This is a genomic window from Clostridium neonatale, assembly GCF_900465025.1.
Classification (GTDB): Bacteria; Bacillota; Clostridia; order Clostridiales; family Clostridiaceae; genus Clostridium; species Clostridium neonatale.
The window spans coordinates 1,091,541-1,104,372 of record NZ_UICR01000002.1 but is presented as its reverse complement, the minus strand read 5'-3'; the positions used below and the strand labels follow the sequence as shown (position 1 = coordinate 1,104,372).

At 29.3% G+C, this 12,832-nt stretch carries 11 protein-coding genes and 1 other RNA gene; 11 read left to right on the top strand and 1 reads right to left on the bottom strand.

Going from position 1 to position 12,832, the window contains the following annotated elements; genetic code table 11:
* From recO to ppdK, 4 genes are all read left to right on the top strand, one after another.
* Nucleotides 1-750, top strand: coding sequence for a DNA repair protein RecO (gene recO, locus CNEONATNEC86_RS16655; protein WP_058296280.1), 750 nt, complete (start codon nucleotides 1-3; stop codon nucleotides 748-750).
* Between the two features lie 6 nt (nucleotides 751-756).
* Entirely contained in the window at nucleotides 757-1,380 is a 624-nt protein-coding gene (locus tag CNEONATNEC86_RS16650) for a DUF4342 domain-containing protein (RefSeq protein ID WP_058296279.1), read from the top strand.
* Nucleotides 1,381-1,581: 201 nt separating this feature from the next.
* Nucleotides 1,582-2,220: a transcriptional regulator CcpN gene (ccpN, locus tag CNEONATNEC86_RS16645; protein WP_125150125.1), complete on the top strand. Its 639-nt coding sequence runs from the start codon at nucleotides 1,582-1,584 to the stop codon at nucleotides 2,218-2,220.
* A gap of 94 nt (nucleotides 2,221-2,314) precedes the next feature.
* A complete protein-coding gene (ppdK, locus tag CNEONATNEC86_RS16640) occupies nucleotides 2,315-4,942 on the top strand; it encodes a pyruvate, phosphate dikinase (protein WP_125150126.1) in 2,628 nt (875 codons plus the stop codon).
* 33 nt (nucleotides 4,943-4,975) lie between these two features.
* Here the strand turns inward: ppdK and CNEONATNEC86_RS16635 are convergent, their stop codons facing one another.
* Nucleotides 4,976-6,043 carry a CotS family spore coat protein gene (locus CNEONATNEC86_RS16635; protein WP_125150127.1) on the bottom strand — a complete coding sequence of 356 codons (1,068 nt, stop codon included), beginning with the start codon at nucleotides 6,041-6,043 and terminating at the stop codon, nucleotides 4,976-4,978.
* 211 nt (nucleotides 6,044-6,254) lie between these two features.
* Between CNEONATNEC86_RS16635 and CNEONATNEC86_RS16630 the strand changes: the two genes are divergently transcribed.
* The 7 genes from CNEONATNEC86_RS16630 to rnpB all read left to right on the top strand — a co-directional run bounded on the left by CNEONATNEC86_RS16630 (nucleotide 6,255) and on the right by rnpB (nucleotide 12,737).
* The gene (locus CNEONATNEC86_RS16630) at nucleotides 6,255-7,280 is read left to right on the top strand and encodes a deoxyguanosinetriphosphate triphosphohydrolase (protein ID WP_058296276.1); all 1,026 of its coding nucleotides are present in this window, start codon (nucleotides 6,255-6,257) and stop codon (nucleotides 7,278-7,280) included.
* A gap of 210 nt (nucleotides 7,281-7,490) precedes the next feature.
* The gene (gene dnaG / locus CNEONATNEC86_RS16625) at nucleotides 7,491-9,263 is read left to right on the top strand and encodes a DNA primase (RefSeq protein ID WP_058296275.1); all 1,773 of its coding nucleotides are present in this window, start codon (nucleotides 7,491-7,493) and stop codon (nucleotides 9,261-9,263) included.
* 37 nt (nucleotides 9,264-9,300) lie between these two features.
* On the top strand, nucleotides 9,301-10,410 hold the full coding sequence (gene rpoD / locus CNEONATNEC86_RS16620; protein ID WP_058296274.1) for an RNA polymerase sigma factor RpoD: 1,110 nt from the start codon (nucleotides 9,301-9,303) through the stop codon (nucleotides 10,408-10,410).
* A gap of 73 nt (nucleotides 10,411-10,483) precedes the next feature.
* A complete protein-coding gene (locus tag CNEONATNEC86_RS16615) occupies nucleotides 10,484-11,176 on the top strand; it encodes a tRNA (adenine(22)-N(1))-methyltransferase (protein WP_125150128.1) in 693 nt (230 codons plus the stop codon).
* A gap of 16 nt (nucleotides 11,177-11,192) precedes the next feature.
* Entirely contained in the window at nucleotides 11,193-11,981 is a 789-nt protein-coding gene (locus CNEONATNEC86_RS16610; protein WP_058296272.1) for a Nif3-like dinuclear metal center hexameric protein, read from the top strand.
* Between the two features lie 65 nt (nucleotides 11,982-12,046).
* On the top strand, nucleotides 12,047-12,328 hold the full coding sequence (locus tag CNEONATNEC86_RS16605; protein ID WP_058296271.1) for a hypothetical protein: 282 nt from the start codon (nucleotides 12,047-12,049) through the stop codon (nucleotides 12,326-12,328).
* A gap of 67 nt (nucleotides 12,329-12,395) precedes the next feature.
* An RNA gene (gene rnpB, locus CNEONATNEC86_RS16600) (RNase P RNA component class A) lies at nucleotides 12,396-12,737 on the top strand.
* Nucleotides 12,738-12,832: the final 95 nt, after the last annotated feature.

The following is a 12,832-nucleotide window of genomic DNA, read 5'->3' as shown; positions in this document are numbered from 1 at the left end:
ATGGGAAATCAAACATTATTTACAACAAGAGCTGTCGTAATAAAAACTCAAGACTTTAAAGAAAATGATAAATTAGTTTGGTTTTACACTGAAAATATGGGTAAAATCACAGCTGTTGTTAGAGGCGCTAAAAAGAGTAAAAGCAAATTTTTATCATTAACATTACCTTTATGCTATGGGGAATATTTAATGTATAAAGGAAAGAATTTATATACTCTTCAAGAAGGAAGAATCTTAAATTCATTTCAAGGACTTTTAGATAATTTAGATAAGCTTACTTATTCATCATATTTATGTGAATTAGTTGATATAGCATGTTCAGATGAAGAATCTAATGAGTATATCTTTAAGGATTTTGTAACTACCTTATATCTATTAAATACAGATGCATTAGATTATGAATTGCTTGTTAGAGCATTTGAAATAAAACTTTTAAGATATACTGGATACAATATAAATCTAGATAGTTGTAGCGTATGTGGTAAAAAAATAAGTACATCAAATTATATAAATTTATCTAATTATGGGGGCGTTTGTGATGAATGTCCTAAAGAAAATGGTACTTATATATCAAAAGGTGGATATAATGCTTTGAGGTTTCTAAAAAATATGCATATAAGCAAATTATATAGATTAAATTTAAATTCTGAAATAAAGAATGAGATAGAAAGAGTAACAACTTTTTTGATATCGAATAATTATTCTAAAAAACCAAAGAGTTTAGAAATGCTAAAATATATTAAGGAGTGATGAATTATGGAAAATATAACTCTAGAAAAAGTTGATATGGTCAAGGATAGAACAAATGTTACTTATGAAGAAGCTAAAGAAGCATTAGAATTTTGTAATGGTGATGTATTAGAGGCCCTAATATATATAGAAAAAAATCAACCCAAAATAGTGGATGAAGATAATAGTGAAAACGAAGAAAATAATAAGAGTTCAGTTTCTGTAGATGAATTAAAAGCCTATATAAAAGAATTGATTGATAAAGGCAATGTTACAAGAATAAAAATAAAAAAAGATGAAAAAGAATTAGCAGACATTCCAGTGAATGCAGGGGTTGCAGCAACAGTTATAGGAATTATAATACCACCAATACTTGCTGCCGCTTTAATTGCTGCCATAGCAACTAAGATAACAATAGAGATCACAAAAGAAGACGGTACTGTTGAGGTTGTTAATAAATATGTTTCTAAAGTGGCTAGTGACGTTAAAGAGAAGGCTAGTGATATAGCAGGAAAAGTAAAAAATAAAGTTAATGAAGTTAAAAAGGAAAATCCTATATTTACTGATGAAAATAAAGAGAAAATTTATACAGGCGGTGAAACAATATATAGTTACACTGTAAAATTTGATGAAGAAGATTCTGACAAGTAAGAGCTTAATATGTATTAATTTGGATAAAAATGAGATTAAAGTTAAAATGAAATAAGTATAAAAGAAATGTTTGGCGAATTTATTTGATTTTTCTGAAAATTTAGTCTAGTAAAAATGAAATAAAATGGTATAATTAGATTGTATCAAGAAATATATGGATAAAAGCTAAATATTTCTTTTGCTTATAGAAAGAGGTATGATATGAATTTATCATCTAGACAAGAGGAAATTATAAGTTTAGTAAAAGAAAATCAACCAATAACTAGTGAAGCTTTAGCTGAAAGATTGGGTGTAACTAGAGCAGCCCTTAGGGCTGATTTAGCTGTTTTAACTATGATAGGTACGTTAGCAGCAAGACCTAAGGTTGGATATGTATACCTAGGAGAATCATCAGCAGGATTGGTTTATGAATACATAAGTAAAATTAAGGTTTCAGAAATAATGTCTAAACCGATTACTGTAAGTGAAGATACAATGGTATATGATGCAATCGTATTCTTATTTTTAAATGATGTAGGAACTTTATTTGTAGAAAATAATGGAGTACTTACTGGTGCAGTTTCAAGAAAAGACTTTCTTAAAATTTCGATAGGTGGAACAGATATTCACAAAGTACCAGTAGGAGTAATAATGACAAGAATGCCGAATATAATTTGTGCCAATGAAAATGACAATGCTTATGATTTGGCTAAAAAGATTATTGAACATGAGATTGATAGCATTCCTGTAGTTAAGAGTTATATGAATAATGAGGGTAAAAATATAATACAAATAATAGGTAAGGTTTCTAAAACTAATATAACAAAATTATTTGTTAAGCTTGGAGACGTTAATAAATAATTTTAAATTATATGGGTAACTACGATACAAATTGTTATCGATAGTATATATAAAAATGGTGAGAAATTTAATGAAGAAGAGAGGGAGTATTGAAATGACAAAAAAGTACGTTTATCTATTTAGTGAAGGAAATGCTTCAATGAAGAATTTGCTTGGAGGTAAAGGCGCAAATTTAGCTGAGATGACAAATCTTGGAATACCGGTTCCGGGAGGATTTACAGTTAGTACTGAAGCATGTAATAAGTATTATGAAGATGGAAAACTTATTTCTAATGAGATAATTGAACAAATTTATGAATGTCTAGGAAAGCTTGAGGAAGAAACAGGAAAGAAATTTGGAGATAATCAAAATCCATTGCTAGTTTCAGTTAGATCAGGAGCTAGAGTATCAATGCCAGGTATGATGGATACAATTTTAAATTTAGGATTAAATGATATTGCAGTTGAAGCTTTAGCTAGTCTTACAAATAATCCAAGATTTGCTTATGATTCATATAGAAGATTTATTCAAATGTTTTCAGATGTTGTTATGGGTATTGAAAAAAGATTATTTGAAAATAAAATAGATGAATTAAAAGAAGAAAAAGGCATAGAATTTGATACGGATTTAACAGCAGATGATTTAAAAGATTTAGTAGTTAGTTTTAAAGAAATTTATAAGAAAGAAAAAGGCGAAGATTTTCCATCAGATCCAAGGGTTCAATTAATAGAATCGGTAACTGCTGTATTTAGATCATGGGACAATCCAAGAGCTATAGTATATAGAAGATTAAATGATATACCAGGTGAATGGGGAACAGCTGTAAATGTTCAGCAAATGGTATTTGGTAATAAAGGAGATACATCAGGTACAGGGGTTGTATTTTCAAGAAACCCAGCAACAGGAGAAAAAGCTATATATGGTGAGTATTTAATGAATGCACAAGGTGAAGACGTTGTTGCTGGTATTAGAACACCACTTCCAATATCTAAATTACAAGAACAAGCTCCTAAGATATATGAGCAATTTGAAGCAATTGTTGATAAATTAGAAAATCACTATAAAGATATGCAAGATATGGAGATAACAATAGAAGAAGGAAAATTATACTTCTTACAAACAAGAAATGGTAAAAGAACAGCACAAGCAGCACTTAAGATTGCAGTTGATTTAGTTGAAGAAGGTATGCTTACAAAAGAACAAGCAATATTGAAGGTTGAACCTAAACAGTTAGATTCATTATTGCATCCAGCTTTCTATACTGAGGATTTAAAGAAAGCTAATCCAATCGCAAAAGGACTTCCAGCATCACCAGGAGCAGCATGTGGTAAGATTGCATTCAGTGCTGATGAAGCTAAGGAAAGAGCAGCACTTGGAGAAGATGTAGTTCTTGTAAGACTTGAAACTTCACCAGAAGATATAGAAGGTATGATTGCAGCAAAAGGTATACTTACAGTAAGAGGAGGTATGACATCTCATGCAGCAGTTGTTGCTAGAGGAATGGGAACTTGCTGTGTAGCTGGTTGTGGAAGCTTAAAAGTTGATGAAGAAAAGAGAATAGTCGAAGTAGATGGAAAAGTTTATACTGCTGATGACTATATTTCAATAGATGGAGCAACAGGTAATGTATATGGCGAAAAGATTAAAACTGTTGCACCAGAAATAACAGGACATTTTGCAACATTTATGGCATGGGCAGACGAAATAAGAAGTTTAAAAGTTAGAGCTAATGCTGATAGTCCAAGAGATGCTAAACAAGCTGTTGAATTTGGAGCAGAAGGTATAGGCCTTTGTAGAACAGAGCATATGTTCTTTGCAGAAGATAGAATAATGGCTGTTAGACAAATGATTATATCAAAAGATGTTGAACAAAGAAAAGCTGCATTAGATAAAATACTTCCAATGCAAAGGGAAGACTTTGTAGGAATATATGAAGCACTTGAAGGAAAGCCAGTAACTATTAGATTACTAGATCCACCATTACATGAATTCTTACCAAACACAGATGTAGATATTAAGGCATTAGCATCTGAAATGGGTGTTACTTTTGATGAGTTAAAGGCTACAGTTCAAAGCTTACACGAATTCAATCCTATGATGGGACATAGAGGATGTCGTCTTGCAGTCTCATATCCAGAAATAGCAGAAATGCAGGCGAGAGCAATTATAGAAGCAGCTATAGAAGTTAATCAAAGCAAGGGCTATAATATAGTGCCTGAAATAATGATTCCTCTTGTTGGTGAAATTAAAGAATTGAAATATGTAAAAGATGTAATTGTAAATACAGTTAAAGAAGTTATGTCAGAAAAAGGTGTAACTTTAAATTATAAAGTAGGCACAATGATAGAAATTCCAAGAGCTGCATTAACAGCTGACGAGATTGCTAAAGAAGCAGAATTCTTCTCATTTGGAACAAATGATTTAACTCAAATGACATTTGGATTCTCAAGAGATGATGCTGCTAAGTTCTTAAATGCATATTATGATAAGAAAATTTACGAACAAGATCCATTTGGAAAGCTAGATCAAACTGGTGTAGGATCATTAGTTAAGATAGCAGTAGAAAAAGGAAAGTCTACTCGTCCAGACATCCATTTAGGAATATGTGGAGAGCATGGCGGAGATCCTTCATCAATTGAATTCTGCCATAATATAGGACTTAATTATGTATCATGTTCACCATTTAGAGTGCCACTTGCAAGACTTGCAGCAGCACAAGCACAAGTAAAAAATCCAAGATAGTTAATATAAAAAACCTGTCATATGACAGGTTTTTTATATTAAAGAGATATTAAACTCATTCTCAACTTTGTTTATTACTTCTAAAGCAAATTTATATTGATTTTTGCTTTTTAAAGTTGCAGTTGATAATAATCTTTTGAAAGCTAATTTATTACATCGTTTAATATTTCTGTAGTAATCTCTGGAAATTTTCCAGTATTTCTGAGGAAAGCAAATATATGATACTATATATTTTAAATCTGAAGATGAAAGTGATTTTATTGAAGTATAATCTTTTAAAATAGATATTGCTAAATCAGAATCCCAATTTGTATTTTCTCTTTTAAGTATTCTTCTCATAAAATATGATAAATCACGTGCACAATAATCTTCTTTACATTTATCAAAATCAATTATCCATACATTATTGGAATCAGTAAAAATAATATTTTTATTTACATAATCACCATGACATAGAGCAGTTGATAAAAGCTCTTTATCTATATTTCTAGACATATATAAAGATATCTTTGCCAGCTTAATATTAACATCAAAGTTATCTAAAAAGTCTTTTGAAAAACTATCTTTATATTTAAATGCATCATTAGAGGATTTAAGTAAATCTTGAAAATGCTTTAGAGTAGATATGTAATAATCATCAAAACCAATTTTTGAGGAATTATTGTTTATAGGATAAAAATTTTTAGATACTGAATGAATATTTGCTAACGTTTTTATCGAAAGGCTAACGTGATTGTTATTATCAAAGCTACATTTTTCACCTTCAATCCAAGGGGTTAAAATGAATAACATATTATCATGTGATATAAATCTACCATTATTAACAGTAGGTAATAGTTTGGGTACATTTATATTATTTTGATAAAGCCACTCAATAGCAGAATATACATATAATAAATCATTTTTATTATAATAGACTTTTTTTAAACAGTAGTTTTTTTCATCGTTAGTTATTTTGTAGACGGCTCTTTGTTTATCGCTATCTTTAAATTTAACCATTGAAACTTTTGCATTTTTTAAGTTGTAAAATGGTAGAACTTTTTGCTTAATAATTTCAGGTGATAAATTATAATTTGATGAAGGCGGAACTTCATTATTCATATGCAATCTCCTTTGCAAATTATCATTTTAAGAAAAATCTTCATTATTAATAATATTAAGAATATGGTAGTAATATACATAAAGAATTAAATAAAAGAATAAAAAATTATTATGTGAATATTATTTCTAAATTATTGCAAATAATAAGTAGTGGTAATAAATAAAGGAATATGGTGATAAATATAGAATATATAATTAGAGGTGATTATATATGGGCGTGAAAGAAAAAATTCAAGAATTTGAAAGCTTGACACTTATAAAAGAGGCAGCATTTTCTAAGAATTCATTGGGAAGAGAAAAAGAAGAGAAAGAAGATGATATTAGAACATGTTACATGATTGATAGGGATAGAATTATTCAAAGTAAATCTTTTAGACGTTTAAAGCATAAAACACAAGTATATATTAAAACCCAAGGCGATCACTATAGAACTAGACTTACACATACACTTGAAGTATCACAAGTAGCAAGAACAATTGGAGTGGGAATTGGATTAAATGAAAATTTGATTGAAGCAATAGCATTAGGTCATGATTTAGGCCATGTAGCTTTTGCACATAATGGTGAAGAAGTTTTAAATAAATATTTAAAAGGTGGATTCAGACATAATGAGCAGAGTGTTAGAGTAGTGACTAGACTAGAAAATGAAGGGAAAGGCCTTAATTTGACGAAAGAAGTTATTAATGGAATATTACATCATAGTGGTCTTGGAACAACAAAAGATATAATAACATTAGAAGGTATTGTAGTTAAATTTAGTGATAAGATGGCATATCTAAATCATGATATAGATGATTCTATAAGAGCTGGACTTTTAAGTAAAGATGATATACCAAAAGAAATAGTCAAAGTTTTAGGGGATAGTTCAGATGAAAGACTCAGAACATTAATATACGATTTTATAAATAATTCAAATAAAAATCTTGAAAATGGTATTAAGGCTATAGGGTTAAGTAATGAAATAAATGAAGCAATGAATGAATTAAGAGGATATATGTTTAAAAATATATATTTAGGAGAAACATTAAAGAATGAAAGGAAAAAAGCAAAATTTGTATTAAATGAGCTTATAGAGTATTTTACTAAAAATCCAAGTGAAATGCCGGAAATATATATGAATATAGTGAATGAGGAAGGATTAGAGCGAGGTGTTGCTGATTATATAGCAGGGATGAGTGATGATTATTGTTTACTATTGTTTAATAAACTTTTTGTTCCTAAATTAGTTATAGATTAGAGGAGTGTTGTTTTAAAATCAAAAATGAAAAGAGGAGTTTTAACTAAAAGAAAGAATTATTATTATTAATGATAATATTAAATAACTTATTATTTACTTACATACGCCATTTAAAATTAATATTTATAAATAAATAAGAAGGAATAATTGATAAAATGTCGAATATTAAATAATTGTTGAAAAAAACAGTGGAGGAGGGAGGAATACTCCTTGCAAATACCACAAGAACTAATTGAAAAAATAAAAGAGCAGAATGATATAGTTGAAATAATATCAGAAGATATAAGATTAAAGAAAAGTGGGCGAAACTATATCGGATTATGTCCGTTTCATAATGACAAAAGTCCATCATTTACTGTTTCTCAAGATAAGCAGATATATAAATGTTTTTCATGTGGAGAGGCAGGAAATGTATTGACATTTATTATGAAATATAAAAAGTTAAATTTTTTAGAGGCAGCAAAGTATTTGGCGGATAAAGCTAGTATTACACTTAATATGGGAAGTAAGGAAAATAGTGCTGTATCAAAAAAAAAGCAACTAATGTATAAAATTAATGTGGATAGTGCTAGGTATTTTTTTGCTAATTTACAAAAAAACAAATACTCAAAAGATTACTTTTTGAACAGAGGTATAAAAGAAGAAACAATAAAACGCTTTGGATTAGGATATTCATTAGATAACTGGCATGCTCTAATGAATTATTTAAAAAAAAGGGGATATAAAGAAGAAATACTTTTAGAGGCAGGGTTAATCTTAAGGAGTGAAAAAAAAGGAAATTTATATGATAGATTTAGAAATAGAGTAATGTTTCCTGTATTTGATGTGAAAGGAAATGTAATTGGGTTTGGTGGTAGAGTTTTGGATGATTCTAAACCTAAGTATTTGAATTCACCTGAAACAATTATTTTCCAAAAAGGAATTAATCTCTATGGATTGAATTTTGCTATAAAAAATAATCTTAAAGAAGATTTCATAATAATAGTAGAAGGCTATATGGATTTAATAGCATTACATCAGGCTGGTATAACAAATGTAGTAGCATCACTTGGTACAGCTCTTACAGTAAATCAGGCACGCCTTTTAAAGAGATATGTTAGCAAAGTTATAATATCATATGATGCTGATGTTGCAGGACAGACAGCAACTCTAAGAGGGCTTGAAATCTTAAAAAACGCTGGATTTGAAATAAAAGTTCTTACAGTTCCACAAGGTAAAGATCCAGATGAGTTCGTAAGAAATAATGGTAAAGAAGCATTTTTAAGATTGATTGATGAAGCATTACCATTGATTGAGTACAGAATAAAGAAAGCATCTCAAGGAGTGAATTTTAAAGATGGAAATGAACTCATAACTTTTGGAGAAAAATTTGCTGAGATTTTGGCAAGTGTAAATCCTATAGAAAAAGATGTGTATATTAAAAAGATTTCAGAAGAGACATCTATTAAAGAACAGGCATTATATGACTTACTTTCACAGGTAATGTCAAAAAATCAAAAAGAAAATGACTTTTTGAATAAAAAGGGATATTTTGGAACAAAATTATATGTAGAACCTGCATATTTAAAAGCAGAAAGAGCATTACTTAAACTTATGATAGATTATGAATTTTATGATGAAATAGTTGATAACTTAGATGAAAATAATTTTATATTGGATTCACATAATAAGATATATTCATTAATAATAGAAGCTAAAAAGAACAATACTAATAATATCTCTTCTTATATAGAGAGTAGATGTGATGATATTGAAAGCTCTAAAGAATATACAAAGATAAAAGAAGAAAATATATTAAATTTAGGTAATTCTGATAAACAAATCAAAGATTACATAGAGCAAATCAAAAGTTTTAAATTGAAAATTCAAATTGATGATTTGAAAAAGAAACAAAGTGAATTAGAAAAAAAAGGGAATATTGAGGAATCTATAGAGATTGCGATGGAATTAATTAGATTGTCCAAACAACTTAAAGTAAAATGATGAGGTTAATAGGTTGTAGCGGAAGGAGGCAAATTTAATGGAACAAAAAGTTAAAGGTGAAGCAATAAAGGGAAAGTCAGAAAAAGATAAAAATGCAAAAATGAATGAAGTAAGAGAACTTCTTGAAAGAGGTAAAAAGAATGGTTCATTAACATATAAAGAAATAATGGAGGCAATGGATCATATTGATTTAACTCCAGAACAAATAGAAAAGATATATGAAGCATTAGAAGCAATGAGTGTAGAGATAATTGGTGATGATGTTAATGAGGCAGAAGAATTAAATGAAGATTTAGATTTATCAGTTCCAGAAGGGATAGCAATTGATGATCCGGTTAGAATGTATTTGAAAGAAATCGGAAAGGTGCCATTATTATCTTCTGAACAAGAAATAGAATATGCAAAACAAATTGAAGAAGGTAATCCAAAAGCTAAAAAGAAACTAGCTGAAGCAAACTTGAGATTGGTTGTAAGTATAGCCAAAAGATATGTTGGAAGAGGAATGCTATTTCTGGATTTAATTCAAGAAGGTAACTTAGGTCTTATAAAAGCTGTAGAGAAGTTTGATTATAGAAAAGGATATAAATTCTCAACTTATGCTACATGGTGGATTAGACAGGCGATAACAAGAGCTATTGCAGACCAAGCAAGAACAATTAGAATTCCAGTTCATATGGTTGAAACTATAAATAAGCTTATAAGAGTACAAAGACAATTATTGCAAGAACTTGGTAGAGATCCATTCCCAGAAGAAATATCAAAAGTTATGGATTTACCAGTAGATAAGGTTCGTGAAATTCAAAAAATAGCACAAGAACCAGTTTCACTAGAAACTCCTATAGGTGAAGAAGAAGATTCTCATTTAGGAGACTTTATTCCAGATGATGAAGCACCAGCACCAGCTGAAGCAGCAGCATTTACAATGCTTAAAGAACAATTAATAAATGTGTTAGATACACTAACTCCTAGAGAAGAAAAAGTATTAAGATTAAGATTTGGTCTTGATGATGGAAGAGCAAGAACTCTTGAAGAAGTAGGTAAAGAATTTAATGTAACAAGAGAAAGAATAAGACAAATTGAAGCAAAAGCATTAAGAAAGCTAAGACATCCATCAAGAAGTAAAAAGTTAAAAGATTATTTAGATTAAGCACCTTTGAAAGAAGGTGCTTCTTTCAACTATAATTATTAGAAATAAAAAAATATGAAGAATGGTGAACAATATGGAATTAAGTAAAAGATTAAATTGGATATTAGAAAAAGTAGATAAATGTGAAACTATAATAGATGTTGGAACAGATCATGGATATATACCAATAAAATTAATTAAAGATAATATTGCAAGCAGGGTTATTGCATCGGATATAAATAAGGAACCACTAGAAAAAGCTAGAATAAATGCAAGTTTAGATGGAGTCATAGAAAAAGTAGATTTAAGGCTAGGTGGAGGCTTAAAGACATTAAAGAGCAAAGAAGTTCAGGGGATAATTATTGCAGGAATGGGAGGGAATTTAATTAGAGATATACTAGAGGCTGATTTAGATAAGGTTAAGGATGTAGATTACTTAGTATTACAGCCAGCACAAAATCCCGAAGTGCTTAGAGAATATTTATATACTCATGAATATGAAATAATAGATGAAGATATTTGTTTAGATGAAGGAAAATATTATGAGCTATTTAAAGTAAAATATAAAAAAAATAATATTACTAAGCTTGAAGATGTATTTTATGAAATAAGTCCTGTTATGTTAAAGAAAAGAACAGAAACATTAAAAAGTTACATAGAAGATAAAGTTGAAAAGAATAATAAAATATTAAACTTTATTAATGATGACACTGAGCATGCTAAAGAAAGAAAGAAACAGCTTATAAGAAAGAATGAAATCCTAGAAAAATTTTTAGAAGATTTTTAAATGAAAGGTAGTAAAGATGAATACTGTAAAAGATATATCAAAGGAAATTGAAAAATTTGCACCAAAATATCTTATGGAGGATTATGACAATGTAGGATTGATGGTTGGAAGAGATGACAAACATGTTAGTAAGGTATTATTAGCTTTAGATTGTACAAATGATGTTATTAGAGAAGCTATAGAGAATAATGCTGATATGATAATAAGTCATCATCCGTTACTATTCAAAAAGCCTAAAAGCATAACTACAAATGATCTTTTGGGAAATAAAATAATATCTCTTATTAAAGAAGATATTAGCTTATATTCTTGCCATACTAATTTAGACAGTACGAAAAACGGAATAAATGATGTGCTTGTAAACTTATTAGGATTTAAATCAAGCTTAATAATAGATGAAAAAGAATCTGAAAATGGAAAATGTGGAATAGGAAGATTAATAAGATTAGAAGAACCTATGTCGTTGGATGATTTAGTTTCTATAATTAAAAATAAGCTAGATATAAAGGGACTACGTGTAGCTAAAGGTAGCGATAAAGTAAATACAATAGCAGTAATAAATGGTAGCGGACAAGATTATTTTTATGAAGCAAAAAAGTTAGGTGCAGACTGTATAATAACAGGAGATACAACATATCATTTTGTTTCAGATTTTAAGGAAATGAATATAAGCATAATAGATGCTGGACATTTTAAAACTGAATATTTAGCATTTTTAAAAACCTTAGATTTCTTAAAAGAAAAATTTAAAGATATAGAATTTATAAAATCAGAAACAAATAAAGATCCATATGAAATTTTTTAAATTTAGAATTAATTAATGTCAAAAAGCATATAATTATTATAGCAATTATATGTTTGGAGGAGAACATGGGGGACTCAGGAGATCATTTAAAAAAAGACTTTAGGAATATGTTCAAACATGGTAAAGAAGCTGTAAGAGGCTTATTTAGAGGTAAGAATGGTGGGTGTGGAAGAAGACCATTAGGAGGTATTCCACCATTTGTACCTTTTAGATCACCATGGATGATACTTTTTTATCCTAAGATAATTGTAGGATGTATAATATTATTGACATTATTATTTTGTGGTGTTAGTTTATATGGGTTAATAATTATTGTTTTGTTAATGATAATATTTTTATTAATATAATAATTGGAAAAAATTACATTGAAAAAATGTTTGTATACTTATTAAATTTATGATAATATATACTTTGCAAGTGAGACGTGCAATCGCTGCTAGACTAGATCTAGGAGAGGAAAGTCCGAGCTCCGTAGGGCAGGGTGCTGGATAACGTCCAGTCAAGGTGACTTGAAGGATAGTGCAACAGAGATATACCGCCTATTATATAGGTAAGGGTGGAAAGGCGAGGTAAGAGCTCACCAGCGTGATGGCGACTTCACGGCTATGTAAACCCCACTTGGAGCAAGACCGAATAGAGAGGCATATAGGGGCTGCCCGTCCCGCCTCTGGGTGTGTCGCTTGAGCTTATTGGCAACAATGAGCCTAGATAGATGATTGCTTAATACAGAACTCGGCTTATGGCTTATCTTGCATACATGGAAAACACTAGGTTAACGCCTAGTGTTTTTCTTATTGGATTTTTATTTTATTAAATTCAGAAGCATTAGAGGTAATAAAATTTACAAAGAA

Bases quoted from the DNA above. Each gene is read 5' to 3' on its own strand.
- recO (WP_058296280.1), top strand. From the start codon at position 1: ATGGGAAATCAAACATTATTTACAACAAGAGCTGTCGTAATAAAAACT.
- CNEONATNEC86_RS16650 (WP_058296279.1), top strand. From the start codon at position 757: ATGGAAAATATAACTCTAGAAAAAGTTGATATGGTCAAGGATAGAACA.
- ccpN (WP_125150125.1), top strand. From the start codon at position 1,582: ATGAATTTATCATCTAGACAAGAGGAAATTATAAGTTTAGTAAAAGAA.
- ppdK (WP_125150126.1), top strand. From the start codon at position 2,315: ATGACAAAAAAGTACGTTTATCTATTTAGTGAAGGAAATGCTTCAATG.
- CNEONATNEC86_RS16635 (WP_125150127.1), bottom strand. From the start codon at position 6,043: ATGAATAATGAAGTTCCGCCTTCATCAAATTATAATTTATCACCTGAA.
- CNEONATNEC86_RS16630 (WP_058296276.1), top strand. From the start codon at position 6,255: ATGGGCGTGAAAGAAAAAATTCAAGAATTTGAAAGCTTGACACTTATA.
- rpoD (WP_058296274.1), top strand. From the start codon at position 9,301: ATGGAACAAAAAGTTAAAGGTGAAGCAATAAAGGGAAAGTCAGAAAAA.
- CNEONATNEC86_RS16615 (WP_125150128.1), top strand. From the start codon at position 10,484: ATGGAATTAAGTAAAAGATTAAATTGGATATTAGAAAAAGTAGATAAA.
- CNEONATNEC86_RS16610 (WP_058296272.1), top strand. From the start codon at position 11,193: ATGAATACTGTAAAAGATATATCAAAGGAAATTGAAAAATTTGCACCA.
- CNEONATNEC86_RS16605 (WP_058296271.1), top strand. From the start codon at position 12,047: ATGGGGGACTCAGGAGATCATTTAAAAAAAGACTTTAGGAATATGTTC.